Origin of the sequence: Candidatus Neomicrothrix sp. (genome assembly GCF_035329545.1) — a bacterium.
GTDB classification, from domain to species: domain Bacteria; phylum Actinomycetota; class Acidimicrobiia; order Acidimicrobiales; family Microtrichaceae; genus Microthrix; species Microthrix subdominans.
Genome location: NZ_DAOLGP010000028.1, coordinates 32,408 through 58,752, shown reverse-complemented (window position 1 = coordinate 58,752; position 26,345 = coordinate 32,408). Strand labels below are relative to the sequence as shown.

Sequence of the window (26,345 nt, the reverse complement as noted above, 5' to 3'; positions counted from 1 at the left end):
TACTGCTGCCTCCCGTAGGAGTCTGGACCGTGTCTCAGTTCCAGTGTGGCTGATCGTCCTCTCAGACCAGCTACCCGTCGATGCCTTGGTGAGCCGTTACCTCACCAACTAGCTGATAGGCCGCGAGACCCTCCCAGAGCGATAAATCTTTCTTCAAACCACCATTCGACGGTAAGAAGGTATGCGGTATTAGCTCGAATTTCTTCGAGTTATTCCCCACTCCAGGGTAGGTTTCTCACGTGTTACTCACCCGTTCGCCACTCGACTTCGCCAGTGCAAGCACCGGCTGGTCGCGTTCGACTTGCATGTATTAGGCATGCCGCCAGCGTTCGTCCTGAGCCAGGATCAAACTCTCCGTCGAAGATTGACAGCCCAACACCCCCAAAGGGGGACCGAGCTGACGATCAGAAGAGCCGGCATTGGGAGTTGTCCCTTTGCCAACTGGAACAGTACGTCACGATCCCGTGAGACGGGATCGGTCCATATTGCTGGTATTACTAACTTCAATTGATTGGTCCAAGCAGATCGACAAAGTCGATGCACTTGGCCCGCACTCGCTGCGTCCTCTATTCCGTTGTCAAAGAGCGCTGCAACCCTTGGTTGCTGCTCGGATGCGCATCCCGGAATCCTTGGAGGGAGACCTGATGGGGACCGTTGATCCGTTTGCCGTTCGAAGCTGTGCTTCAAGCGACTGCTTAACTTACGGACTGTCTCTCGCCCTGTCAAGTCGTTTCGCAGGTTTTTCGGAAGTTTCTCCGAGTGCCTGCCTTGGAGGGCTAGTCCGTGTTGCCGGGGCAACGAGGGGAGAACCTAGACAGCCCTCGCCTCCTCCGCCAATCGAGTTGACGAGCCGTCCGTCACAGCGACCCTGGTGTCTCGACCCGGATGGGCCACACCCGCTAGCCAACAGTGATCCCGTCCCGGAGGACCACCAGGCGATGTTGTCGCTTTCCGTGGCTCAGCAGGATGGCCGCCCCATCGAGTAGGGCGTGGCGGTCAAGGGGTTCGGCCAGGTCACACGGCTGTCCGTTGACCCGAAACCCGGAGGCGTTCTTGCGAACCTCCCCTTTGGAACGGGCCAGACCTGCACGGACGAAGGTGTCGGCCGCGTCGAGGCCGTCGGCCAACTCGTCGACCGTCACGTTGGTGGTCTCCAGTTCGACCGCCAGCATCCCCAGGGTGTCGCGATCCAGCCCAGCCGGATCACCACCGAAGAGCACCTCGCTGGCGATGGCAGCGGATCGGGCCGCCTGCTCGTCGTGGACCAGCGAGGTCAGCTGGTGGGCCAGCCGGCGTTGGCCCTCCCGACGGTGCGGTTGCGCGAAGTGCTCGGAGACGATGGCGTCGATGACCTCGATGTCGAGCCATGTCAGCCGAAGCAGCAGCGCCTCGACGTCGTCGTCGGGAATCTGCATCCAGTATTGGTAGAACGCATAGGGGCTGGTCTGCTCGGCCGACAGCCAGATCGCACCCCCAACCGACTTCCCGAACTTCTTGCCGTCGGATCGCACGATCAGTGGGGTTGTCAGGCCGTGCAGTGAGGCACCCTCCACCCTGCGGACGAGGTCGATACCGGCGGTGATGTTGCCCCACTGATCGGTGCCGGCCACCTGGAGCTCACAGTCCTCGGACCTATACAAGGTGAGGAAGTCGTTGGCCTGGAGCAGTTGGTAGGAGAACTCGGTGAAGGAGATGCCCTCGCTGCGGTCCATCCGAGACCTGACCGAGTCGCGGGCCAGCATCGAGGAAACGGTGACGTGCTTGCCCACATCGCGAAGGAAGCCGAGCAGGTCCAGCCCTGCGCTCCAGTCGAGGTTGTTGACCATCGTTCCCGGTTCGGTGACGTCGACAAACTTGCTGGCCTGCGCCCGAATGGCCGCCACGTTGGCGTCGAGGGTGTCGTCGTCGAGCAGGGGCCGCTCCGTGTCCCGTCCAGAAGGATCACCGATGCGCCCGGTCGCCCCGCCGACGAGCACGAGCGCGCGATGGCCGGCACGTGCGAAGCGGGCGAGCGTCATCAGCTGCTGCAGGTGTCCCGCATGCAGCGAGTCCGCTGTCGGATCGAACCCGCAGTACAGGGTGATGGGGCCTTCGCTCAGCCGGCGATCCAGTGAGTCGAGGTCGGTGCTGTCGGCGATCAGCCCCCGGGCGTGCAGGTCGGTGAGCAACGGCGACCGAAAACTCCCACCGGACGCCGGCGCATCGCCCACCGGTTGGGACATCGGGTCGGTGCCGGGGGCGTCCACAGTCATGCAGCCGAGCGTAGCGACCCGGGTGAACGAGGCGGAGCGACCTGGGTGAACCCGCCGTTGGGACCTGGCCCAATTGACCGATGGCACCTGTGAACAGTGCGCCTGTAGCCGGGGTGCACACCCATCGGGTGCCGCCCCCGTCAGAATAGGGAGCAATGCGCCGCCCCTTGACCATCCTTGCAGTCCTTGTCGTCGTTGCCGGATCGCTCGCTTCGTGCACGACCGAGAAGCGCGCCCTCCCCATCCCACTGCCCGACACCGCCGAGACCTCGGCGGTCTTCGACGCCAACGGCACGCGCATCACCACCCTCCAAGCCGACCAGAACCGCATCAGCGTTCCGCTCGATCAGGTGTCGACCAACATGCAGAACGCCATCGTGTCGATCGAAGACCGGCGCTTTTGGGAGCACAACGGGGTCGACCCCCGGGCGATCGCTCGTGCGGTCAAGGAGAACAACGAGGCCGGCGGGGTGTCCCAGGGCGGCTCGACGATCACCCAGCAGTACGTAAAGAACGCACTGCTCGGTGACGAGGAGACCCTCAGCCGCAAGCTGGAGGAGGCATCGCTGGCGATCGAGATCGAGCGCACCTACTCCAAGGAGCGGATCCTGGAGCTGTACCTGAACACGGTGTACTTCGGCAACGGCGCCAGCGGCATCGAAGCGGCGGCCAACACCTACTTCGGGAAGTCGGCCAACGGCCTCGACCTGGCCCAATCGGCGATGCTCGCCGGCATCGTTCAGTCCCCGACGATGCACGACCCCTACAAGCGCCCCGAAGATGCAACCAAGCGACGCAACGTGGTGCTCGGTGAGCTGCTCTCCGAGGGCTACATCAACCCCGAGACGGCAAAGACCGCCAAGTCCTCCCCCCTCGGCGTGATCCCCAAGGGCACCTCGCCGGGCCAGGCCGCCTTCCCCGCCGGGCACTTCGTCTCCGAAGTGAGGGAGTGGTTTCTCGACAACCCGGAGTTTGGGACCACCCGGGCCGAACGCGCCGAACTGCTCTACGGCGGCGGACTGCGCATCTACACCACCCTCGACCTCAACACGCAGGCCCAGGCCGAAGCGGCGATCGCCGGCCGGCTGCCCAACCCGGGTTTCGAGGGTGATCCAAACGATGGCTCCCACGACCCCGATGCCGCGCTGGTCACGATCGAGCCCCGCTCCGGGTACGTCAAGGCGATGGTGGGTGGCAAGGACTACTTCGGTGACACCGACTACGCCAAGGTCAACCTGGCGGTCGGCGGTGGTCGTCCCACCGGGTCGAGCTTCAAAGGCATCACGCTGGCCACCGCTCTCAAGCAGGGCATCAAGGCCGGCGATCGGTTCCCCTCCCCCAGCCAGACCTGTTTCGGCAACTGGTGTCCGTCGGGCGGCGGCGGGCTGGGCGGGTCGGCGACGCTCGAGGACTGCGCAGCCTTCTCATCCAACACCTGCTTCGCCCACCTGGCCTCCCGGGTGCTTGGCCCCCAGAAGATCCGCGAGACCGCCTACGACCTGGGTATCGGGCAGAACCAGCTCAAGGAGCGCGACGGCAGCGTCAACGCCACGATCACCCTCGGCACCTACAACTCGACCGTCATGGAGATGGCCTCGGCCTATTCGACGTTCGCCAACCGGGGCATCCGAGTCGATCCGGTGCTCGTCACCCGCATCACCAAGGCGGACGGTTCGGTGATGTACCAGAACCAGCACCGCCAGAGGAAGGTGCTCGAACCGGAAGTCGCCTTCGAGGAGAGTCGCATCCTCACCGGCGTGATCACCAAGGGCACCGGCAAGACCAACGCCGACATCGGACGACCCGAGGCGGGCAAGACCGGCACGGTGGAGCTAAAGAGCGGGGCCAACTCCGACGCCTGGTTCGTCGGCTACACCCCCGACCTGGCCACGGCGGTGTGGGTTGGCTACTCCCAGTCGATCAAGGGCCCGGACGGCCGCCCGGTCAGCCCCAAGGACCTCGGGTCGGTGCAGGGCGGCAAGGTACCGGCACAGATCTGGGCCGACTTCATGAAGCAGGCACTGGCGCTCACCCCACCGACGCCCTTCACCCAGCCGATCCCCCAGCAGCCGCAACCGACCATCCCCGAGGTTCGCCAGTTCGAACCGCTGGAGCCGCCCGACGTCGTCCAGATGCCCGATGTGCGGGGCCGGGGCCAACGCGATGCGCTGGCCCGCTTGGAGGAACTCGGCCTGGTCGTCACCTTCCGTGAGCTGCTGCCGAATCCTCAAAACCAACCCGGTGCGGTCGTCAACCAGAGCCCGCTCCCCGGGCGGACACTGACCCGGGGCGCCGAGGTGTCGATCGAGGCGGCGCCCGGCACCCAGGCGGTCCCCTCGCTGCTCGGCCTGAGCGCCACCGATGCCAAGCAGTTGCTCAAGCAGGCCGGGTTCGAGGTGGCCGAAGCCGCCACCGCCGCCCCGGCGGGCACGGTGGACGCCACCGGAGCAGCGGTCGGCCCCGGAACGGTCTGGAGCCAGACGCCCGGCCCCGGCGCTGCGCCGCCGGAGGACCGGACCGTCGAGATCAGGGTCGAGCCCGCCGCGTCAACCGAACAGCCCCCGACCGGCAACGACTCGGCCGGCCTCGCCCCCGCCGGGGGCTGAGCGTCGTGCCAGGCGAACTGTCCCCACCGCGCCGCTAGTGGCAGGCTGGCGCCGTGACCCCGCCCGAAACCGACCCGAACGACCCCGCCGACGAATCACCGGACGCCCCGCTGGCCGGAGGAGCACTCGTCAGGAGGCGCATCGGCATGGCGCTCGCCACCCTCGGGGTGCTCGCCATCGTGTTGATGTGGGTTGCGGCCTTCAACGGGTGGGGATCGACCGACTCGGTCGACCAGCTCAGCGACACGCAGTGGACCAAACAGGCCAACGCCGTCTGCACCAAGTGGCGGGACGAATTCGACACGTTGCCGGCAGCTTCCGATGCCAAGACACCCCAGGACCGCGCCGCTTCGGTCGAGGATTCGATCGACATCCTGACCGACATGACCGACGAACTCGCGGCGCTCGAGCCGCCCCCCGACCCGACCGAGGCATCGTTGGTCACTGCCTGGCTCGGCGACTGGGACCGTCATATCGAGGACCGGCAGCGCTTCGTCGACGTGCTCGAGAGTGGTCGTAGGGACTCCCAGTTCACCGAGTCGTTGCGGGACAAGAAGCAGGTCAGCCGCTACATCGACCGCTTCGCCAGGGTGAACAACATGGAGGAGTGCGGCACCCCCGGCGACATCTGAGCGGAGCTGAGGCCGCCCGGTTGCGACGCCGGGTATGACGGGAGCCACCTCATGAGGACGCCTGAGGGATCGGCCCCCGCCACCGGGAGTCGGCGTCGACGAAACGCCAGCGGCGCTCCACCGCCCGGGTGATGCCGATGCGAGGTGTCGCCAGCAACCGTGCCGGGCGCCCCTGCTGCGTTGGAGCCAGCAGGCGGATGGGCGACCTCGGATCGAACACGTCGAGGCCGTCGTGTTCGCCGGTGATCCCCAGAGCGGCGGCCAGCTTGCCGGGGCCATTGCTCCAGTCGACCTGTCGGCGGGCCTTGGGACGACGGGACTCGATCAACGAGCGCGCCAACGCATCCGGGGCGGGACCTGTGAGCTCGACCGCTCGCACGAGTACCGCCGAGCCGGTGCCCTCCGGACCGACGGCGACGTTGGCGCACCAGTGGATGCCGTAGGACCGGTAGACGTAGAGCCGCCCGGCGGGACCGAACATGACCCGGTTGCGGGGCGTCGGCCCCCGGTGGGCGTGGGAGGCGGGGTCATCGCCGCCGCCGTAGGCCTCGGTCTCGACGATGCGACCGATCAGCGGATCGCCGTCGTCGATCCCCACGGTGCTCGCTAATCGCCAGCCGATCAGCGCCTGCGCCACCCGAACGACGAGTGGGAGCTGGCCCCCCGGGGCTAGTTGGCCCAACGCTCGGCGGCGGCGTCGACCGCAGCGGTCAGCGACCTCAGCTGGGCCGCCACCGGCGCATGGCCCGCCCCACCGGGGGTGGTGCGGTTGGCCACCGACGCACCGGGCTCGAACAAGGCGACCGCGTCCGGCCCCAGGCGCGGTTCGGCACGCACCAGGTCGGCGAGGCTCGCCCCCTCGGTCAGCGAGCGCCGCACCAGCGCCCCCACCACGGCGTGGGCCTCGCGGAAGGGCATGCCCGATTCGACGAGCAGCTCGGCCAGGTCGGTCGCCACCGCCCCCGGGCTGTCGGCCGCAGCCGCCATCGCCTCGGTGTCGAAGCGCAGCGTGGCGTACAGCCCGGCCATGGCCGACAGCGCCCGGCCGAGCTGGTCGACCCCGTCGAACAGCGGCTCCTTGTCCTCCTGCAGATCCCGGTTGTAGGCCATCGGCAGGCCCTTCAACGTGGCGAGCAACCCGGCATGGTTGCCGATCAGGCGGCCAGCCTTGCCACGGGCCAGCTCGGCGATGTCGGGGTTCTTCTTCTGGGGCAGCATCGACGAGCCGGTGGCATAGGCGTCGTCAAGGGTGGCAAAGCCGAACTCGTCGGAGGACCACAACACCACCTCCTCCCCCATGCGGGACAGGTGGACGCCCGCCATCGCCACGATGAAGGTCGCCTCCGCCACCCAATCACGGTCGGACGTGGCATCGAGGGAGTTCTCGAAGGGTCGGGCCAGGCCCAGGTCGGCCGCCGTGCCGGCCGGGTCAAGCGGCAGCGACGATCCGGCCAGTGCGCCCGCCCCGAGCGGGCTCCAGTCGGTGCGGTCCATCCAGTCGGCGATGCGATCGGCGTCGCGCAGCAACGCCCAGGCGTGAGCGGCGAGGTGATGGGCCAGCAACACCGGCTGGGCCCGCTGCAGATGGGTGTACCCGGGGATCGACGGCGCATCGGCACCGGTACCGGCCGCGGTGGCCCGGTCGGTCAGCACGCGGGCCAGCCCGACCAGGCCCGCAGCCAGCTCGGCCATCGCCCGGCGGCTCCAAAGGCGAAAGGCGGTGGCCACCTGGTCGTTGCGGCTGCGGCCGGTGTGCAACTTGGCGCCCGCCGGGCCCGCCAGCTCGGTCACGCGACGCTCGATCAGCGTATGGATGTCCTCGTCGTCGGCGTGGGCCACCAGTCGGCCGGCCCGCTCCTCGGCGGCGACCGCCTCGAGCGCCTCGAGCACCGCCCGCTCCTCGTCGGCGTCGAGCAGTCCGCCCCGGGCCAGCCCGCGCACGTGGGCCTGGGAGGCGGTCACGTCGTCGAAGAGCAGGCGTCGGTCGAAGCTGATGCTCTCGGTGTAGGCCATCAGCGACTCGGCAGGCCCGGACCCGAACCTGCCGTGCCACAGGGCCCCACCGCCGGCGATCCCACCCTCGGCGGTCGGCCGGTCGGCCGGTGCCGGGTCGACGGTCTCGCTGTCGTCGTTGAGGTTCGCGTGGGGGTCGGCGGCCATGGGGCTCCTCGGTCGGGATTGGAAGCGGCCAGGCTACGCGGCGGGCCCCACCCGCACGGTGGCCGCACCCACGCCCGATGCTGCCGGCACCCCGCGCACGCTGGACCGCTTCCAGCCGGGGTCGCCCTAGATTGGACCCGTGCGTCTCCTTCCCCTCGGCACCGCAGCGGGTCGGCCCACCCGGGACCGCTTCACCTCCTCGACGCTGCTCGACGTGCCGGCGCCGACCGAGTCGGCCGTTCGGGTGCTCATCGACTGCGGCGAGGCCGCTCAGAACCGGTTGCTGTCCGTCGGGGTGTCCCCGACGTCGCTCGACGCCATCTGCTGCACGCACCTGCACGGCGACCACGTGCTCGGCCTGCCGGGCCTGTTGGCAACGATGGGCATGGACGACCGCCAGCGTCCGCTTCGCCTGATCGGCCCGACCGGCCTCAGCGATCTGCTCGACGCGCTGGCGGCGACACCGGCCCTGCGGATCGCCATCCCGCTCGACATCGAGGAGTTCGACCCGGCCCGGCTCCCCGACACAGACGTGACGCGCCTCGCCCCGATCGATCATCTCGGCGTTGCGATCGCCCCCCTCGATCACCGCGTGCCGACGATCGGGTTTCGCTTCGACGCCTCCGACGCTCCGGGCAACCTCGACCTCGATCGCCTGGCAGAACTGGGCGTGCCCCGCGGTCCGCTCCTCGGAGCGCTTCAACGCGGCGAAGCGGTCATCACGCCCAGCGGGCGGACCGTCGAGCCCTCGGAGGTGACCGGGCCGGCCACAGCGGGGGCGTCGGCGGCCTTCGCCTACGACACACGACCCTGCGACGGAGCACGAGCGTTGGCCACCGGCGTCGGGCTGTTGGTCCACGAGGCCACGTTTGCCCAGGCCGACGCCGACCTGGCCGATCGTCACGGCCACGCCACCGCGTCCGAGGCCGCCGGGGTCGCCCGCGACGCCGGCGCCACGGCGCTGCTGCTCACCCACTTTTCGATGCGCTACGACTCAACCGACGGGTTGCTCGAAGAGGCCCAGAGCGTTTTCCCGGCCACCGAACTGGCCCAGGAACTTGTCTGGAACAACGTGCCGCAGCCGGGCTGAGGTCAGGCATCACGAACCCGGCCGGACCCTCGACGCGTGCCGTCGACGGGGAGCTCCTGGCCCGGCCGGTCGTGTGGTCGCTCGACGTTGCTGGTGCAACCGGATCGCCCGCCGGGCACCGGTAGGGTCGCCGCCGTGCCTCCGCCTTCGACGCCCAACCCTCCGCCGACCGTCCGGGCCACACCCAACCCAACCGGCCCACACGCGACCGGCCGCACCGACCACATCAGCGCCGGTCTGGCCGACCTGCTGATTCGGGCCAGCCGGCAACACGGCGGTCGGCTGGCCGACTACATCCCCGAGCTCGCCCACGTCGACCCCGACCGCTTCGGCATCGCCATGACCAGCGTGCTCGGCCGCAGCTACCGGGCGGGCGACGAGAACACGTTCACGATCCAATCGATCTCCAAGCCGTTCGTCTACGCGATGGTGATCGACGAGCTGGGGCTGGAGGAGGTCGCCCGGAACGTCGGCTTCGAGCCCAGCGGCGAGCCGTTCAACGCCATCAGCCTCGAGCCCGACACCGGTCGACCGGACAACGCGATGATCAACGCCGGGGCGATCGTGATCAGCTCGATGGTCCCAGGCATCAACACCGACCGTCAGGTGCGGCGAATGCGTGCGGCGATGTCGGCCTTCGCCGGGCGGGAGCTCGAGCTCGACGAGGCGGTGTTGTCGTCGGAGGCTGCCACCGGCGATCGCAACCGGGCGCTCGGTTACCTGGCGCTGGCGGCCGGCCGCCTGGACGGGTCGGTCGCCGACGCGATGGAGGTGTACTTCCAGCAGTGCTCGCTGAAGGTGAGCGTCGAGGACCTCGCCGTGATGGGGGCCACCCTGGCCCACGGCGGCACCAACCCGGTCACCGGCGATCGGGTGGTCAGCGAACTCGCCGCCCGCCACACGCTGTCGATGATGGCCAGCTGCGGCATGTACGACTACTCGGGCGAATGGATGATCCGGGTGGGCCTGCCCGCCAAGAGCGGGGTCGGTGGCGGCATCGTCGCCATCCTGCCGGGACAGTTCGGCATCGGCGTCCACAGCGCACCCCTCGACGCCCGGGGCAACAGCGTGCGGGGCGTTGAGGCGCTCACCGAGCTGTCGGACTACTTCGGCATGCACCTGCTCGGTCATCCCCGCTCGCCCCTCTCGCCGATCGTGTCGACCCGCGATTGCGACGGCGTGCACACGGTCGCCGTGCGGGGCGAGCTCGACTTCGTGTCGACCGAGCAGCTGGTACACCACCTGCTCGATCACTGCGAGCAGGCCGAGCCGGCCACGGTGCGGGTGGACCTGTCGGCCGTCACCCGTGCCCGGCCGATCGCCGGCCGGCTGCTGACCGCGACCGGCGACGACCTGAGACGCCACGGTTGGGAGTTCCAGCTGCTCGACTCCGCCTGCCTGCTCACCCCCGACGGCGACAACGCAACTCGTTAATCCATCCCGCAGGGCGCCGACGAGACGGGCCGACGGCCTCTTGGTTGCCCACCACGACGACACCCGACGACCCCATGGGCCCGGCCGCATGATTCGACCGGCCCCGTCCACGTCGGGGAGGGTACAGCGATGGGACCCGAACCAATCGCAACCCTCGTCCGTTCGTCGGACACCCAGGCACTGAGTGATTCGCTGGCATCGATGGGCACCCGCGACATCGAGGCCGAACTGGTCCGGCTCGACGACGACGCCATGGGGGTCGTGTTCCGCCTGCTCGACCGCGACCTGGCCGCCCAGGTCTTCGAGATCCTCGAGCCGACCTACCAGCAACGGCTGCTTCGCGGCCTACGGGCCGACCGGGTCGTCCACCTGATCGAAGAGCTCGACCCCGACGACCGCGTGCGCCTGCTCGACGAGGTGCCCGCCAAGGTGGCCAACCGGCTGCTCGCCTCCCTGAGCCCGGGCGAACTCGCCCTCACCTCCACCCTGCTCGGCTACCCCGAGGACTCCGCCGGGCGGCTGATGAGCCCGGAGTTCATCTCGCTGCGCGAGGCGATGACCGTCGGCGAAGCGCTGGCCAAGATCCGTCGTGACGGCCTCGACGCCGAGACGATCTACGCCCTGCCCGTGCTCGACGACGAGCGTCACCTGATCGGCGTCACCGGCCTGCGCGCCCTGGTCATCGCCGACCGCGAGTCGCTCGTCGGCGACCTGATGAACACCGACGTGCGCTACGTCTCCACCCAGACCGACCAGGAGGTCGCCGCCCGCCTGGTCAGCAACGAGGGCCTGATCGCGCTGCCGGTGGTCGATGCCGAGCAGCGCCTGGTGGGCGTGCTGACCGTCGATGACGCCATGGCGGTGCTCGAGGAGGAGGAGAGCGAGGACATGGCGCTCCAGGGCGGCCGCAGCCCGGCGCGCGAGCCGTACCTGGCGATGTCGGTGTTTGGCCTCGCCCGCACCCGGGCGCTGTGGCTGCTCGTGCTGATCGTGGCGGCGGCGCTCACCGTCAACGTGTTGCAGATCTTCGAGGATTCGCTGGCCCGCGTCGTGGCGCTCGCCCTGTTCATCCCGCTGCTGATCGACACCGGCGGCAACTGCGGCTCCCAGGCCTCGACGTCGATGGTGCGTGCGCTCGCCGTCGACGAAGTGCGCCCCGAGGACCTGCGACGGGTCGTCTGGCGGGAGGCGAGGGTGGGCTTCATGCTCGGGCTGATGCTGGGCACGGCGGTGTTCGTGCCGGTTGCCCTGATCTGGGAGCCCAACCTGGCGCTGGTCGTCGCCCTCACCCTGGTGACGATCTGCGTCTGGGCAACGATGGCCGGGGCGGCGCTGCCCTTCTTTGCCCGCAAGGTCAACATCGACCCGGCGGTCGTGTCCGCTCCGCTGATCACCACCCTGGTCGACGCGACCGGGCTGCTGATCTACTTCGGCTACGCCCACCTGATCCTCTCGGTGTGAGCCGGCCACGCTCCGAGGGGGCCGGGGTGGCCCACCCCGCTGAGGCGCCGGCCGAGTAGAGCGCTCGGCTCAGGCGTCCAGCTGGGACTGCAGGTAGCGCTCGATGCCGATGTCGCCGATCGCGTGCAGCTGGGTCTCGATCCAGTCGAGATGCTCCTCCTCGCCGAGCACCAGTTGGTCGAGCAGTTCCCGGGTGCCGGGGTCACCCTCGGTCGCCGCCAGCGCCGACCCGCGGCGGTACATCGCCACCGCGTTCTCCTCGAGCGCCTTGTCCAGCTCGAACTGCTCGGCCGGGGTCTCGCCCACTCGAACGCTGCCCAGCCGCTGCAGGTTGGGCATGCCGTCGAGCAGGAGGATGCGCTCCATCAGCTTCTCGGCGTCGCGCATCTCCTCGATCGATTCCTCGCGGTACTTGGCTCCCAGCCGGGCCCAGCCCCAGTTTTCGCACAGCTTGGCGTGTGCGAAGTACTGGTTGATGGCGGTGAGCTCGGCGGTCAACGCCTCGTTCAGAAACTCGATGATTGCTGGGGAGCCCTTCATGCGGCCGACGCTACACGGGGGGATTGACCGGCCCCGACGAGTTCCACCGGCGTCGTCGATCCCTGGGGTTCGGCCAGCAGCGCCTCGATCGTCGGTCGGCAACCGCCGCAGCGACCGCCGGCACCGCACCGGGCGACAACATCGTCGACCGTGACCGGGCCGTCGGTGCACAGCTCCCTGATCGTGCGATCGTTGAGCGCCAGGCAATGACAGACGACCATGAAATCCGCTGCTCCCGTGTCGATGGGTGACCCCGCCCCCACTCGAGGAGACCTCACCAAGTCTATGAGGCACGCCTAACTCGCGCAATGGGGTGTTCGACGCGCCGCCCCGGCCTCGCTCAGGCGGTCGGGTCGGTGGCCACGCCACGGCCGGAGTCGGCGAACTCGCCCACGTGCACCAGCGCGTCGCCCTGGTTGACCAGCGGGTTGCGGGTGATGCCGATCACCAACCCGTCAGCCCGGCTCTTGACGATCGAGCGGGTGTGGCCGTGGGCGTCGGCGACCGTGCCGATGCGCTCGCCGACGGTGACGCTCGCTCCCAGGTCGACGTCGAAGCGCACCAGGCCCGAGCGGCGGGAACGCACCCAGGTCGACGAGCGGATCACCGGGGCGGGCCGGCCGGGTGGAGGCGGGACAGGTTCATGGGAGGCGGTGGGGCGCAGCATGCCGAGGTGGGCCAGCGTGCGGCGCACCCCGGCCACGCCGACCTCGATCGGGTACTCGGCGTAGCGCAACGCCTCTCCCGCTTCGAGCAACAGCACGGGAAGGCCGCGCTTGGCGCAGGCGTCGCGCAGCGACCCCGCCCGCAGCTTGGAGTGCACGATCACCGGAGGGGCGAACGCCTCGGCCATCGCCAACGTCGTCGGATCGTCGGTGTTGCAGCGGATCTGCGGCAGGTTTTCCCGGTGGTTCGAACCGGTGTGCAGGTCGAGGCCGGCATCGCAACGGGCGACGATCTCGGTCATGAACAAGTGCGCCAAGCGGCTGGCCAACGACCCTCGGGGCGACCCGGGGAACGAGCGGTTGAGGTCGCGCCGATCCGGAGTGTAGCGGCTCTGGGCCAGGAAACCGGGCACGTTGACGACCGGCACGGCCAGGATGGTGCCCGACAGCCGCCGAGGGTCGATCCCCCGCATCACCTGGCGGATGATCTCCACGCCCAGCAGCTCGTCGCCGTGGACGGCGGCCGACACCCACAGGGTGGGTCCGGGGCGGGATCCGCACAGCACGACGACCGGCAGCGACATCCACGACCGGGTCGGAAGGCGGGCGACCGGCAGCTCGATCGACGCGCGACGCCCCGGCTGCACCGTGACCCCGCCCAGCTCGACCGGTGAGTTTCGGGGGGCTCGCTGGCGGGGCGCCATCGCCGTGGTCCGATCGCTCAGGTCGTCGAGCGACGGGGTCGCTTGGTGGCGGCCGCCGGTTGGTTCTTCTCGATGTAGGCGATGATCTTGCCCGCCACATCGATGCTGGTCGCCTTTTCGATGCCCTCCAGGCCCGGCGACGAGTTGACCTCCATCACCACCGGGCCGTGGTTGGACCGCAACAGGTCGACGCCGGCGACGGCCAGGCCGGTGATCTTGGCGGCCCGCGACGCGGTCGATCGCTCCTCCGGCGTCAGCTTGATCACCTCGGCCGAGCCACCCCGGTGCAGGTTGGATCGGAACTCCCCCGGCGGCCCCTGTCGGCGCATCGAGGCGATCACCCGGCCGCCGACCACCAAGGCACGGATGTCGGCCCCCTTGGCCTCCTTGATGTACTCCTGGACCAGGATGTTGGCGTCGAGCTGGCGGAACGCCCCGATGACCGACTCGGCCGCCTTCTTGGTCTCGGCCAGGACCACGCCCATGCCCTGGGTACCCTCGAGCAGCTTGACGACCACCGGTGCGCCGCCGACCGTCTCCAGCAGGCCGTCGATGTCCTTGGTCGAGTGGGCAAAGCCGGTCACCGGCAGCCCGATCCCACCCTGGCTGAGCAGCTGCAGCGACCGCAGCTTGTCCCGGCTGCGGCTGATCGCCTGGCTGCCGTTGACCGAGAACACCTTCATCATCTCGAACTGCCGTACAACCGCCGTGCCGTAGAACGTGTGGCTCGCCCCGATGCGGGGCACGATGGCGTCGAATCCCTCCAGCTCGGACCCTTGGTAAATGATCTGGGGTCGATGGGCGGTGATGTTCATGTAACAGCGCAGGTAGTCGACCACCCTGGCGTCGTGGCCGCGCTCCACCGCCGCCTCGCGCAGCCGGTTCGTCGAGTACAGGTTGGAGTTTCTCGACAGGATGGCGATCTTCATACACGAGCCTTGAACACGTTGACGGGCGGGACACACCCCAGATCGTGGGGCCCCGGCGCACCCTATCGGTTCCAACTACGGTGCCGACATGAGCCTCGATCCGGAGCTGATCAACCGCGTCACGTGGAAAATCCCCAACGCCCTGGTGCTCGTCGGCTCCCGCTCGGGCGATGAGCGCAATGCGATGACCACCAGCTGGGTCACCCAGCTGTCGATGGAGCCGGTGATCATCGGCATCGGCGTCGACAACACCGCAATCACCCACCGGTTGATCAGCGAGGGCGGTTGCTTCAGCGTCAATCTGTGGGACGCCGAGAACACCCGTCCGTTCGTGAAGTTCTCCAAGCCGGCGAGCGACGCCGACGGGGCGCTCAACGGGCGGCCGGTCACGGCACAGGCCACCGGCGCGCCGATATTCGACGAGGCGATCGCCTGGCTGGACTGCCGGGTACGCCAGGCGATCGACTTTGGCACCCACACCCTGTTCGCCGGTGAGCTTGCCGACGCCGGCATCAACAACGACGACGCACGCGCCGCCTCACTGGCCGACACCCGGATGAAGTACGGCGGCGTACCCCGAGGCGGCCACAAGTAGCACCGCCCGGGGGAAACGACCGGCAAATACCGGACGCCTACACTCCTCCGATGGCTCAAGCACCCCCCGAACCCTCCGCCGACGATCCTTCAGCCGACGGCGCAGCTGCCTCCGACCCCGCCTCGAACTCCAAGGTGTTGATGAAGCTGCCGGTCGGCGAGCGGGTGGGCATCGCGTTCTCGGGCGGCCTCGACACGTCGGCCGCCGTCGCCTGGATGCGCGAGCGCGGCGCCATCCCCTACGCCTACACCGCCGACATCGGCCAGTACGACGAGCCCGACCTGGACTCGGTTCCGGTTCGGGCCAAGGAGTACGGCGCCGAGGAGGCCCGGCTGATCGACTGCCGCACCGAGCTGGTTCGCGAGGGGCTGATCGCCCTGCAGTGCGGCGCCTTCCACATCCGCACCGCCGGCCGGACCTATTACAACTCCACGCCGCTTGGCCGGGCGGTCACCGGCACGCTGCTCGTGCGTGCGATGCACGAGGACGGGGTCGACATCTGGGGCGACGGCTCCACCTACAAAGGCAACGACATCGAGCGGTTCTACCGCTACGGCCTGCTGGTCAATCCCGAGCTGCGCATCTACAAGCCGTGGCTCGATCCGACCTTCGTCGACGAACTCGGCGGGCGGGCGGGCATGAGCGAGTTCCTCCAAGCCAACAACCTGCCCTACCGCGACCCGACCGAGAAGGCGTATTCGACCGACGCCAACATTTGGGGCGCCACCCACGAGGCCAAGGCTCTCGAGGACCTGTCGACCTCGATGGAAATCGTCACGCCGATCATGGGCGTCGCCCATTGGGAACCGGACGTCGACATCGCCACCGAGGACATCACGATCGGCTTCGAGGAGGGCTGGCCCACCACCCTCAACGGTGCGACGTTCGCCGACTCGGTTGCGCTGGTGATGGAGGCCAACGCCATCGGCGGCCGCCACGGTCTGGGCATGAGCGACCAGATCGAGAACCGGATCATCGAGGCCAAGTCGCGGGGCATCTACGAGGGCCCGGGCATGGCGTTGTTGCAGATCGGCTACGAGCGCCTGTTGAGCGCCATCCACAACGAGAACACGCTGGAGAACTACGCCACGATGGGCCGCCGCCTGGGGCGCCTGCTCTACGAGGGCCGCTGGTTCGACCCGCAGTGCCTGATGCTGCGCGAACCGCTGATGCGTTGGGTGGGCTCGGCGGTCACCGGCGAGGTCACCGTGCGTCTACGGCGCGGCGACGACTACACGATCACCGACACGACCGGCGAGAACTTCACCTACGAGGAGGACCGCCTGTCGATGGAGCGCGTCGAGGACTCCGCCTTCGGCCCCCTCGACCGGATCGGGCAGCTGACGATGCGCAACCTCGACATCGCCGACACCCGCTCCAAGCTGAACACCTACCGCCGCATCGGCACCCTGGGCAAGGGCGATGTCTCCCCCGCCCTGGAGCCGGGCGAGTAACCGGTCACGACCGCGACACCAACCACAACTGCAACCGCAACCGCAACCAGCACGAACCAGAACCGCAACTCGGGAGTCGAGACGTACGCCAGAGCGCGCATCGGGCTCCCGAGTTGCCGATGAGCCCCGAACCGGGGAGTCGAGACGTACGCCAGAGCGCGCATCGGGCTCCCGAGTTGGCTCACACCCCTCCGGCCCCAGCGATGACCGACGGAGCATCGGCGAGAAAGCTGCGCCCCGGGTGCACCAGAAAGCGGCGCCTGATAGCCGTGCGCCCGAGCAACACCGGGTGACCCATTGAGCCGCGCTCGGCCAGCGTCATCTCGCACGCCCAGCGATGGCCTCCAAGGGCGACGGTCGTGCGGATGACCGGGCGCAGCTCCTCGACGCCGTTGGAGGACCGGATCATCCGGTCGGCAACCCAGCGCGCCCGCACCGGGCCCGGCGGGACGACCAGGTCCCGATCCTCCGCCGAGGTGTTCCCGGGCGGGGCCCCGGCGGCCTGGGGTGGTTGCTGCCATCGGCCGGCGTCGGTGGGATCCGGGGACGGGTCGCCATCGGGATCGGGATCGGCCGTTGCGTCCCGGTTGCGACCGCGAGGGTCGGCGCCGGCGTCCTCCTCGGGGGCGAGCAGCTCCATCGTCAGCCAGGTGCGGCCCGAGCGATCGGTTTTGCGGTGGAGTTCCCGGGCGTGCAGCGACGACGTCCTGGCACCGGTATCCAGCTTGGCGACGAGCCGGTAGGCGCCCAACTTGGGGAGATCGATGTGCTCGCGCCATCCGGCCAACCAGGCGGGGCGCACCACCCCGTTCGGACGGAACAGCTCAAGATCGCCAACAGGTTCACCCCCGGCATCGGCCGGCCCGGGCTCCGTGTCGGTCATCGCTCGTTCGTCGGGGCGATGAAGCCCACCGGACCGACCGCCGGGCCAGGTCGGCTCCACCCCACGTCCAGGCCGGCGAGTTCCGCCAGCGACCCGGCCAACGCCGAGCCGCCCGGATCCTCGGCTGCGATCACCAGCAGCGTGTCGTCGCCCGCCACGGTGCCGAGGATGCCGTCGAGGCCCGAACGGTCAACCGCCGAACCCACCACGTGCGCGCAGCCGGGCGGGGTGGACAACACGACCAGCTCGCCGCTGTTGGCAACCGCCACCACCCACTCCCCCAACACCCGGCGCAGGTGGTCGGCGGGCGCCACCTGGTTGCGAGGAAGCTCGGCGATCACGTAGGCCGAGTCCCCGCCTGGAATGCGCACCTTGACCGCGCCCAGCTCTTCGAGGTCGCGGCTGACCGTCGACGGGTTGACCGCAATGCCCTCCTCGGCGAGCAGCTCGGCCAGACGGGCCTGGCTGGTCACCCGCACCTCGCCGAGCAGCGCGGCGATACGGTGCTGACGCTGATGCTTGGAGAGCGGTCTGGCCTCAGCCACGGTTGCGCCGACCTTCCGCAGCCGCATCTCCCGCCCGGGCCGCATCACAGCGTTCGACCAGCCACCAGATCAGGCCCCGGGCGGCGTGCATGCGGTTTTCGGCCTGATCGAAGACTCGACTGCGGGGGCCGTCCAGCGCGCCGTCGGTGACCTCCTCGCCCCGGTGAGCCGGCAGGCAGTGCAACAGGATGGCGTCGTCGCGGGCCGCCTCCAACAGCTCCTCGGTCACCTGGTAGCCCTCGAAGGCCACCCGGCGGCGGTGCGCCTCCTCCTCTTGACCCATCGATGTCCAGGTGTCCGTGTACACCGCGTGGGCGCCGGTGACCGCCTCGATCGGATCGTCGACGACGGTGACGTCGGCGCCCGCCTCGGCCAGTCGGGCCAGCTCGGCATCGTCGAAGCGGTATCCGGCCGGGCCACACAAACGAACCGAATAGCCGGCCAGCGCCGAGCCCCGGGCCAAGGATCGGGCGACGTTGTTGGCATCGCCCACCCAGGCGATCTCGAGGGGTGCGATGTCGCCAAACTCGTGCTGCAGGGTGAGGAGGTCGGCAAGGATCTGGATCGGGTGGCCATCGTCTGAGAGCAGGTTGATCACCGGCACGAGCGAGTGGCTGGCCAGCTCGGTCAGGGTGCGGTGCGCAAACGTGCGGGCGCCGAGCACGGCGAAGTAGCGGGACAGCACCCGTGCGACGTCGGAGATCGCCTCCCGTTCGCCGAGGCCGATCTCGTCGGGGCGGATCGTCACCGGATGGCCGCCGAGCTGCACGACCGCCATCTCGGTGGAGTTGCGGGTGCGGGCGGAGGGCTTTTCGAAGATCAACCCGGCGCCCCTGCCACCCAGCAGCGTTCGGGGCGGGTCGGGGTCGGCCGAGCGCTCGAGGACGACGCCCAGGTCATCGGCTGAGAGGTCGGCCATCGACAGGAAGTGCGGCACCTGCTGGCTGGTTGTTGGGTTCATTTCGGGGTCCCTTCGATCGGGTTCATGTGCGCAGGCGTCGTGTGGGTCGGCGTCATGTGGGTCGGCATCATGCAGTTGGGCGTTGCACTGGTAGGTCGGTGCGGTTCGGAGCGTCGGGTCGGGGCGATGCCGTTGCAGGCACCGGGCGCGGGCATCAGTCACCCCCGGCGCGATGGGCGTCGAGCACGGCACCGATCCGGTCGGTCGCTTCCTCGATCTCCTCGTCGGAGATCAACAGGCTGGGGGCCAGGCGGAGCGCGGTCGGCGTCACCGCGTTGACGATGACGCCGGCGGCGAGCAGGTCGGCGGCCACGGGGCCGGCGTCGATGCCGTCCAGTTCCGCCGCCAGCAACAACCCGGCGCCCCGCACCTCGGCCACGCCCGCCAGCGCAGACAGGCCGCCCCGCAGCAGCGCACCGGCCCGAGCGGCGCGGGCGGGTACGTCCTCGTCCTCCATCACCTCGAGCGTGGCCCGTGCGGCGGCGGTACACAACGGGTTGCCCCCAAAGGTCGAGCCGTGGTCGCCGGGCCGAAAAGCGGCGGCCACCTCCGCCCGCGCCCAACAGGCCGAGATCGGTACGCCGTTGCCCAACGCTTTGGCGATGGTCACCACATCGGGGGCCACCCCGGCGTGCTGAAAGCCGAACCAGGCGCCGGTGCGCCCCAGCCCGGTCTGCACCTCGTCGAGGATCATCAACAGGTTGCGCTCGTCGCACAGCCGGCGGATGCCCGCCAGGTACTCGGTCTCGGCGGGGTGAACCCCTCCCTCCCCCTGGATCGGCTCGATGATCACGGCGGCGACCGTCTCGTCGATCGCCGACTCCAGGTGGGCCAGGTCGGCCCAGGCCACATGCCGGTAACCCTCGGGCATCGGGGCAAACGGTTCGTGCTTGGCCGGCTGGCCGGTGGCGGCCAGGGTGGCCATCGTGCGGCCGTGGAACGACCCGTAGGCGCTGACGACGACGTAGCGGCCGTGTCCGGCCCACTTGCGGGCCAGCTTCATCGCGCACTCGTTGGCCTCGGCCCCACTGTTTGCGAAGAACACCTGACCGCCTCCACCGAGCAACCGGTCGAGCGTCTGGGCCACCGGGGCGGCGTGCTCGGTGGCGTACAGGTTGGAGGTGTGCACCAGCCGCTGGGCCTGGGCCGCCACCGCCTCGGCCACCGCCGGGTGGGCGTGGCCCAGCGATGTGACCGCCAGGCCGGACAACAGGTCGAGGTAGCGCTTGCCCTCCCGGTCGGTCAGCCAGCTGCCCGACCCCTCGACGAACCGAATCGACGGCGCCGCATAGGTCGACATGATCGGGCAGCGCTCCATGCCCTCGGGTGCCCCCATGGCGGTGCTGTGTGGATCGGGGTTGTGTGCGGTGGTCATGTGTGCTCCGAAGTGCGGGTCTGTGTGCGGTCGGTGTGCGGCTCGACAGGTGTGGACGGGAGGTGTGGACGGGAGGTGTGGAGGTGTGCCGGTGAGATTCACCGGCACACCTCCACACCTCTCCGGGTTCACGTTCGGGTCAGCATCGTGCCGACGCCGGCGTCGGTGAGCAGCTCGAGTAACAGCACGTGGGGCTGGCGGCCGTCGACCAGGTGCACGCTGCCCACGCCGCCGTCGAGCGCCCGCAGGCACCCTTCGATCTTGGGCACCATGCCGCCGCCGATCGTGCCGTCGCCGATCATGGCGCGCGCCCGTCCCGCCGTCAGCGAGGCCACCAGGCTGTCCGGGTCCGCCTGGTCGATCATCACGCCGGGGACGTCGGTGAGAAAGATCAACTTCTCGGCGCCGAGCGCCTCGGCAACCGCTGCCGCGACGTCGTCGGCGTTGATGTTGTAGCTCTGCCCCCCGAAGGTGCCGATCGTGGAGATCACCGGAACGAGTTCCTCCTCGAGCAGGCGCCTGATCAGCTCGGGCCGCACGCTGGTGACCTGCCCGACGAAGCCGAGTTCGGCGGCCGCCGGGGCCACTTCGAGCAGCTGTGCGGCCGAGCCGGACAGGCCAACCGCCACCGGGTGGTGGGCGTTGATCGCAGCGACCAGCCCGTGGTTGACCTTGCCCACCAGCACCATCGACGCCACCTCGAGGGTGTCGGCGTCGGTCACCCGACGCCCCCCGACAAAGGTGGACGTCAGGCCCAGGCGGTCGAGCCAGGCCCCGATCTGGGGGCCTCCACCGTGCACGATCACCGGCTTGAGGCCAACCTGGTGCATCAGGACGATGTCGCGGGCGAACTCGGCCGACAGCGCCTCGTCGACCATGGCATGGCCGCCGAACTTCACGACGACGGTGGCCCCTCGAAACCGCTGGATGTACGGCAGGGCCTGCAACAGCACGTCCACGTCGCGCCGAAACCCGCCGAGCGCATCGATCACCGTCTCGCTGACCGTGCCGGGCTCGGCTGCGCCCTCCGAGGAAGATGCGGGGTTCGACGGATCCCGGTTCGGGAGGTCCTGATGCGGTGGGTCGAAGTTGGACGGCCCAGGATCGTTCATCGGGGCAGGCTAGCCGTCTTCAGCGAACTTGTGCAATGAATTGCAACAAATTGTAGCCCTGGTAGGGTTCGGCCATGGAGACCGTCGCCCCGTCCAGCCCCACATCGACCCCCCCAGCGTCACCCGGCCCCGCTCCGTCAAGCGGCGCAGCGTCCCCACCCGCAGCGCCACTGCGGGTGGGCATCGTCGGCGCGTCCGGCTTCACCGGCGCCGAGCTGATGCGCCTCCTGGCCGGCCATCCCCACCTCGAAGTGGCCTTCGCCACCGGCGCCTCGCAGGCCGGCTCCGGGGTGGCCGAGCTCTACCCTTCCCTCGCCGCCGCCTACGGCGACCTCGCCTTCGTCCCTTACGAGCCCGACCTGGTCGACGACGTCGACCTCGTGTTCTGCGGGCTGCCCCACGGGGCATCGATGGGCCTGATGGGCGAGCTTTTGCCCCGCGCCGGCAAGGTGGTCGACCTCGGGGCGGACTTCCGGCTGCCCGATGCGGCCACCTACCAGCGGTGGTACGGCGAGGAGCACACCGCCCCCGAGCTGCTCGACTCCGCCGTTTTCGGGCTGACCGAGCTGTGCCGCGTCGACGTAGCCGGCGCAGCGTTGGTCGCCAATCCGGGGTGCTATCCCACCGGGCCGTCGCTGGCGCTGGTGCCGTTCATGCGGGCCGGGCTGATCGAGCCGTCGGGGATCATCGTCGACGCCGCCTCCGGGGTGTCAGGTGCGGGGCGGCCCCCCAAGCCCAACACCACCTTTTGCACCGTCGACGAGAACTTCACCGCCTACGGCCTGCTCGATCATCGCCACACCGCCGAGATCGAGCTGATGACCGAGGCGCAGGTGCTGTTCACCCCGCACCTGGCACCGATGAACCGGGGCATCCTCGCCACCAGCTACGCCCGCCCCACCGGCGAGCTGACCACCGACGACGCTTTGGGCGTCCTGGCCGACGCCTACGGGTCCGAGCCGTTCGTCGTCGTCTCCGAGGCCAGCCCGTCGACCAAGGCCACCCTGGGCGCCAACACGGTGCACCTCACCGCCCGGGTCGATCCCCGCACCGGATGGCTCATCACCATCTCGGCGATCGACAACCTGGTCAAGGGCGCCTCGGGCCAGGCGATCCAAAACGCCAACGTCATGTTGGGCCTACCCGAGACCGCAGGCCTGCCCGTCGCCGGCCTGATGCCCTGAGGCCGATCCCTCGGCCCAGACTCAGCCGACCAGCGCCTCGACCAGGTCGACCGACGGCCGTCCCAGGGCCTCGGCGACCACCGGGTTCACCATGTGGCCGGCCGCCGTGTTGACGCCCAGCGCCAACGCCGGGTCGGCGGCGGTCGCCTGCGCGACGCCGTCCCGTCCGAGGGCGGCCAGGTACGGCAGCGTGACGTTGGTGAGGGCGTAGGTGGAGGTATGGGGCACTGCGCCGGGCATGTTGCCCACCGCGTAGTGAAGCACGCCGTGCCGCTCGAACACCGGGTCTTCGTGGGTGGTCTCCCGCGACGTCTCGACGCAGCCGCCCTGGTCGATGGCGATGTCGACGATCACCGCTCCCGGCTTCATCGTCTTCACCATCTCCTCGGACACGACCACCGGTGCCCTACCCCCCGCCACCAGCACCGCGCCGATCAGCAGGTCGGCCTCGGCCGCCGTGCGCTCGACCTGGCCGCGGTTTGCGGTCAGCGTCCGCACCCGTCCGTTGTGGATCTCATCCACCCAGCGCAGTCGGTCGACCGACTTGTCGAGCAGGTCGACGTCGGCGTCGAGGCCCGCTGCGGTGCGAGCGGCGTTCCAGCCGACGTTGCCTGCGCCGATGACCGCCACCCGCGCCGGGCGAACGCCGGGGACGCCACCCATCAGCACGCCGCGACCCCCGTGGTGCCGCTCCAGCAGGTTGGCGCCCACCTGCACCGACATGCGCCCGGCCACCTCGCTCATCGGTGCAAGCAGCGGGAGGGCACCCGAGGCGGTCTGCACGGTTTCGTAGGCGATCGAGGTCACCTCACGCTCGATCAGCGCATCGGCCACCTTGGGGTACCCGGCCAGGTGGAGGAAGGTAAACAGCGCCAGCCCGGGCCGCAGGTACTCAAATTCGGGCTCGAGTGGTTCCTTCACCTTGCACACCAGGTCGGAGCGCTCCCACAGCTCGCCGGCCTCGTCCGCCAGTTCGGCTCCGGCGGCGGCGTAGTCCTCGTCGGGGATGGCGGCGCCCGCCCCCGCTCCCGCCTGGACGAGCACCGCCACGCCCTGCTGGTGCAGCTCGCGCACTCCATCCGGGGTGATCGCCACCCGAAACTCGTCGGACTTGATCTCGGTGGGAATACCTACGGTCGTCACGGGCCGTGACGATATCGGCTTCCAGCTCCGGCGCCGGTGCCGCGTTGGTCGGCCCGGACGAGCTCGCAGGTAGCCTGAGGAACATGTCTACAACGGAGACCTCCGCCGGGACGGCGTCCGCACCGTCCGAGAGCACCGCACCGACGCCCACCCAGGATCGGGGGACCCCCGAACGGGCCGAGTTGATCCGGCTGGCCCGCCGGGTCGACCTGTTGGAGGACGATCGTCCGTCCCACACCGTGCTGTCCCCGATCGACGGCGAACCCCTGGGGCTCATGCCGATCGGCACCACCGACGACGTCACCGCCGCCATCACCGGCGCACGGCGAGCCCAGCGCATGTGGGCCGAGACATCGACCAAGGATCGGGCCCGGATCCTGGCCGACTACGCCGACCTCGTGCTCGATCATCGCGAAGAGCTGTGCGATCTCATCCAGCTGGAGAACGGTAAGAGCCGGGCCTGGGCCTTCGAGGAGGTCGCCGACACGACGATCACCGCCCGCTATTACGCTAAGACCGGCCCCAAGCTGCTGGCTGAGACCGGCAGGGCGAGCGCGTTCCCCGGCCTGATCCGCACGGTGGAGCGCCACGTGCCCAAGGGCGTCATCGGCATTATCTCGCCGTGGAACTACCCGCTGTCGCTGGCGGTCGGCGACGCACTGGCAGCGCTGATGGCCGGCAACGGCGTGGTGATCAAGCCGGACTCGCAAACCCCCTACACCGCGCTGCGTGCGGTGGAACTGCTCGAGGAGGCCGGTCTGCCCAAGGGGCTGATGCGAGTGGTCACCGGGCAGGGCCGTGTGGTGGGCACCGCCATCATCGAAAGCGCCGACTACGTGATGTTCACCGGCTCGACCGAAACCGGCAAGTCGATCGCCACCCAGAGCGCCGCCCGCCTGGTCGACTTCTCCGCCGAGCTCGGCGGCAAGAACGCCATGGTCGTCACCGACGACATCGACGTGGAACGGGCGGCCAAGGTGGCCACCATCGCCTGCTTCGCCAACGGTGGCCAGCTGTGCATCGCGATCGAGCGCATCTACGTGCTCGCTGAGGTGGCCGAGCAGTTCACCAAGGCCTTCGCAGCCGCCACTCGGGCGCTGCGGCTGGGTTCGGAGGTGGGCTACGGCCCCGAGATGGGGCCGCTGGCCTCAGCCGATCAGCTGGACAAGATGCGCGAGCACGTGACCGACGCTGTGTCCAAGGGCGCCACGGTCGTCGCCGGCGGCGATGCCCGCCCCGAGCTGGCGCCGTGGTTCCACGAGCCGACCATCCTCACCGACGTCCCCGCCTCGGCGGCGGTGTACCGGGAGGAGACGTTCGGTCCGCTCGTGTCGATCTACCCGGTGGCCAACGTCGACGAGGCGATCGCCGCCGCCAACGACACCGAGTACGGGCTCAACGCCTCGGTGCTGTGCCGGGACGCCTCGAGGGGCCGGGCGATCGCTCGCCGCCTGCGGGCGGGCACGGTCAACGTCAACGACGGCTACGCCGCCGCTTGGTCCAGCCTGGATGCCCCGATGGGCGGCATGGGCGCCTCGGGCGTCGGGCGGCGCCACGGCGCGGTCGGCCTGCTGAAGTACACCGAGTCGCAGAACATCTCCACCCGTTCCCCGCTACTCGACCTGGTCCAACGGCCCAGCAACCCGAGGGAATACGCTGAGCGGTTGAGCACCGCGCTGAGGCTGCAGAAGTATCTGCCGTTCTAGCGCCCCACGGCCGAGGAGGATGAGCCGGTGAGCGTCGAGATCATCACCATGTTCGTGTACCTGTTCGTGGCGTTCGCCCTGGTGATCGTGGCGATCCCGCAGTGGCAGGCGGCCGGCCAGGAATACCTCGAGCACGTGTTCAGCACCAAGGAGCGGGCGGAAGCGGTCAACCGCCTGCTGGTGACCGGCCTGTCGCTGATCACCTTGTCCCTGGCCCTGTTCCTGGTCGGCCTCGGGTCACCACGTACCCCCACCGACGCCGTCACCACGCTGTTCCTTCGTCTGGCCGCCCTGCTGGCCGTCGTCGGCGCCGCCTTTCTCACCAACCTGGGCGCCTACGGCTACCTCGGCAACCGGATCCAGGACGAACGGGACGAGGACGCCGAGGACGCCGAGGAGAAGGCCTCACGAGCCGAGCAGGCACGAACCGAGGCGGCCACGCCAGGCCGCACCCCCGCCGACACGACCGGTGAGCCCTCCACTCCGTTCGATCCGGTCATCACGGCCGATCCTCCAGCCTCGCAGGCGGACCCGGGCCGATCGGAACCACAGCGATGACCTCGGTCCTCATCTCCGCCGTCGTCTACATCGGAGTGGCGGTGGTCCTGCTGGTCTTTCTGGGCCCCTTGATGCGCGAGAGCGGGCAGATCTACCTCGAGGACGTCTTCCCGGACGAGAAACAGGCGGCGACCGTCAACAACATGTTGCTGATCGCTTTTGCCTTGTTCACGCTGGCGATGGCGTCGTTGCTGGTCGGCCTGGGCATCCCGTCGGGCGGCGAGGCGGCCGTCCGGGTGCTGGTCAGCAGGGTGGCGCTGCTGTTGTTGATCGTCGGCGTCAGCCACCTGGTCAACCTGGCGATCTTCGGCACCCTGAGGCGCCGCTTTCACGCCGAGGCCTGACCGGCCTCAGCT

The 26,345-nt window shown here is 69.3% G+C and carries 24 protein-coding genes and 1 rRNA gene; 11 read left to right on the top strand and 14 right to left on the bottom strand.

The window, feature by feature from the left end; all coding sequences use genetic code 11:
- A 16S ribosomal RNA gene (locus PKD89_RS14405) occupies positions 1-361 on the bottom strand; the annotation flags it as partial.
- 538 nt (positions 362-899) lie between these two features.
- On the bottom strand, positions 900-2,252 hold the full coding sequence (gene tyrS, locus PKD89_RS14400; protein WP_289012113.1) for a tyrosine--tRNA ligase: 1,353 nt from the start codon (positions 2,250-2,252) through the stop codon (positions 900-902).
- 167 nt (positions 2,253-2,419) lie between these two features.
- Between tyrS and PKD89_RS14395 the strand changes: the two genes are divergently transcribed.
- Together PKD89_RS14395 and PKD89_RS14390 are read left to right on the top strand one after the other, a co-directional pair.
- A complete protein-coding gene (locus tag PKD89_RS14395; RefSeq protein ID WP_324332511.1) occupies positions 2,420-4,858 on the top strand; it encodes a transglycosylase domain-containing protein in 2,439 nt (812 codons plus the stop codon).
- Between the two features lie 53 nt (positions 4,859-4,911).
- Positions 4,912-5,490 carry a hypothetical protein gene (locus tag PKD89_RS14390; protein WP_289012114.1) on the top strand — a complete coding sequence of 193 codons (579 nt, stop codon included), beginning with the start codon at positions 4,912-4,914 and terminating at the stop codon, positions 5,488-5,490.
- A 49-nt stretch (positions 5,491-5,539) separates the two neighbouring features.
- Here the strand turns inward: PKD89_RS14390 and PKD89_RS14385 are convergent, their stop codons facing one another.
- Both PKD89_RS14385 and argH read right to left on the bottom strand, forming a co-directional pair.
- Positions 5,540-6,127 (bottom strand): DNA-3-methyladenine glycosylase, encoded by a 588-nt coding sequence (locus PKD89_RS14385; protein WP_289012115.1) that lies wholly within the window; start codon positions 6,125-6,127, stop codon positions 5,540-5,542.
- Positions 6,128-6,159: 32 nt separating this feature from the next.
- Complete coding sequence (argH, locus tag PKD89_RS14380; RefSeq protein ID WP_289012116.1) at positions 6,160-7,650, bottom strand: argininosuccinate lyase; 1,491 nt, start codon at positions 7,648-7,650, stop codon at positions 6,160-6,162.
- Between the two features lie 139 nt (positions 7,651-7,789).
- On the opposite strand from argH, the gene PKD89_RS14375 reads away from it, so the two are divergent.
- The 3 genes from PKD89_RS14375 to mgtE all read left to right on the top strand — a co-directional run bounded on the left by PKD89_RS14375 (position 7,790) and on the right by mgtE (position 11,635).
- Complete coding sequence (locus tag PKD89_RS14375; protein ID WP_289012117.1) at positions 7,790-8,740, top strand: ribonuclease Z; 951 nt, start codon at positions 7,790-7,792, stop codon at positions 8,738-8,740.
- 135 nt (positions 8,741-8,875) lie between these two features.
- Complete coding sequence (gene glsA, locus PKD89_RS14370) at positions 8,876-10,174, top strand: glutaminase A (protein ID WP_289012118.1); 1,299 nt, start codon at positions 8,876-8,878, stop codon at positions 10,172-10,174.
- Between the two features lie 129 nt (positions 10,175-10,303).
- Positions 10,304-11,635, top strand: coding sequence for a magnesium transporter (gene mgtE, locus PKD89_RS14365; RefSeq protein WP_289012119.1), 1,332 nt, complete (start codon positions 10,304-10,306; stop codon positions 11,633-11,635).
- Between the two features lie 69 nt (positions 11,636-11,704).
- On the opposite strand, the gene bfr is transcribed toward mgtE, so the two are convergent.
- From bfr to rimK, 4 genes are all read right to left on the bottom strand, one after another.
- Positions 11,705-12,175 (bottom strand): bacterioferritin, encoded by a 471-nt coding sequence (bfr, locus tag PKD89_RS14360; protein ID WP_287374793.1) that lies wholly within the window; start codon positions 12,173-12,175, stop codon positions 11,705-11,707.
- Complete coding sequence (locus PKD89_RS14355) at positions 12,172-12,396, bottom strand: (2Fe-2S)-binding protein (RefSeq protein WP_289012120.1); 225 nt, start codon at positions 12,394-12,396, stop codon at positions 12,172-12,174. The genes bfr and PKD89_RS14355 overlap by 4 nt, the downstream gene beginning before the upstream one ends.
- A 119-nt stretch (positions 12,397-12,515) precedes the next feature.
- A complete protein-coding gene (locus PKD89_RS14350; protein WP_289012121.1) occupies positions 12,516-13,544 on the bottom strand; it encodes a succinylglutamate desuccinylase/aspartoacylase family protein in 1,029 nt (342 codons plus the stop codon).
- 17 nt (positions 13,545-13,561) lie between these two features.
- A complete protein-coding gene (rimK, locus tag PKD89_RS14345; protein ID WP_287374805.1) occupies positions 13,562-14,473 on the bottom strand; it encodes a 30S ribosomal protein S6--L-glutamate ligase in 912 nt (303 codons plus the stop codon).
- Positions 14,474-14,561: 88 nt separating this feature from the next.
- On the opposite strand from rimK, the gene PKD89_RS14340 reads away from it, so the two are divergent.
- Entirely contained in the window at positions 14,562-15,068 is a 507-nt protein-coding gene (locus PKD89_RS14340; RefSeq protein WP_289012122.1) for a flavin reductase family protein, read from the top strand.
- A gap of 140 nt (positions 15,069-15,208) precedes the next feature.
- A complete protein-coding gene (gene argG / locus PKD89_RS14335; protein ID WP_349257357.1) occupies positions 15,209-16,522 on the top strand; it encodes an argininosuccinate synthase in 1,314 nt (437 codons plus the stop codon).
- 181 nt (positions 16,523-16,703) lie between these two features.
- Here argG and PKD89_RS14330 read toward each other — a convergent pair whose 3' ends face one another.
- From PKD89_RS14330 to argB, 5 genes are all read right to left on the bottom strand, one after another.
- Positions 16,704-17,405 carry an ATP-dependent zinc protease family protein gene (locus tag PKD89_RS14330; RefSeq protein WP_289012124.1) on the bottom strand — a complete coding sequence of 234 codons (702 nt, stop codon included), beginning with the start codon at positions 17,403-17,405 and terminating at the stop codon, positions 16,704-16,706.
- Entirely contained in the window at positions 17,402-17,950 is a 549-nt protein-coding gene (locus PKD89_RS14325) for an arginine repressor (protein WP_289012126.1), read from the bottom strand. The genes PKD89_RS14330 and PKD89_RS14325 overlap by 4 nt, the downstream gene beginning before the upstream one ends.
- On the bottom strand, positions 17,943-18,911 hold the full coding sequence (gene argF, locus PKD89_RS14320) for an ornithine carbamoyltransferase (protein ID WP_289012128.1): 969 nt from the start codon (positions 18,909-18,911) through the stop codon (positions 17,943-17,945). Before argF ends, PKD89_RS14325 begins: the two co-directional genes overlap by 8 nt.
- A 154-nt stretch (positions 18,912-19,065) precedes the next feature.
- On the bottom strand, positions 19,066-20,247 hold the full coding sequence (locus tag PKD89_RS14315) for an acetylornithine transaminase (protein ID WP_349257356.1): 1,182 nt from the start codon (positions 20,245-20,247) through the stop codon (positions 19,066-19,068).
- 167 nt (positions 20,248-20,414) lie between these two features.
- Positions 20,415-21,398, bottom strand: coding sequence for an acetylglutamate kinase (gene argB / locus PKD89_RS14310; protein ID WP_289012130.1), 984 nt, complete (start codon positions 21,396-21,398; stop codon positions 20,415-20,417).
- A 170-nt stretch (positions 21,399-21,568) separates the two neighbouring features.
- Here argB and argC point away from each other — a divergent pair, with 170 nt between their 5' ends.
- Entirely contained in the window at positions 21,569-22,582 is a 1,014-nt protein-coding gene (gene argC / locus PKD89_RS14305) for an N-acetyl-gamma-glutamyl-phosphate reductase (protein ID WP_349257355.1), read from the top strand.
- 21 nt (positions 22,583-22,603) lie between these two features.
- On the opposite strand, the gene ald is transcribed toward argC, so the two are convergent.
- A complete protein-coding gene (gene ald / locus PKD89_RS14300; RefSeq protein WP_289012132.1) occupies positions 22,604-23,725 on the bottom strand; it encodes an alanine dehydrogenase in 1,122 nt (373 codons plus the stop codon).
- Between the two features lie 83 nt (positions 23,726-23,808).
- On the opposite strand from ald, the gene PKD89_RS14295 reads away from it, so the two are divergent.
- From PKD89_RS14295 to PKD89_RS14285, 3 genes are read left to right on the top strand one after another with little or no spacing between them, the layout of a single operon-like run.
- Positions 23,809-25,431: a succinic semialdehyde dehydrogenase gene (locus PKD89_RS14295; RefSeq protein WP_289012133.1), complete on the top strand. Its 1,623-nt coding sequence runs from the start codon at positions 23,809-23,811 to the stop codon at positions 25,429-25,431.
- A 27-nt stretch (positions 25,432-25,458) separates the two neighbouring features.
- Positions 25,459-25,989 carry a hypothetical protein gene (locus PKD89_RS14290; RefSeq protein ID WP_287374835.1) on the top strand — a complete coding sequence of 177 codons (531 nt, stop codon included), beginning with the start codon at positions 25,459-25,461 and terminating at the stop codon, positions 25,987-25,989.
- Entirely contained in the window at positions 25,986-26,333 is a 348-nt protein-coding gene (locus tag PKD89_RS14285) for a hypothetical protein (RefSeq protein WP_287374837.1), read from the top strand. Before PKD89_RS14290 ends, PKD89_RS14285 begins: the two co-directional genes overlap by 4 nt.
- The last annotated feature ends 12 nt before the right edge of the window (positions 26,334-26,345 follow it).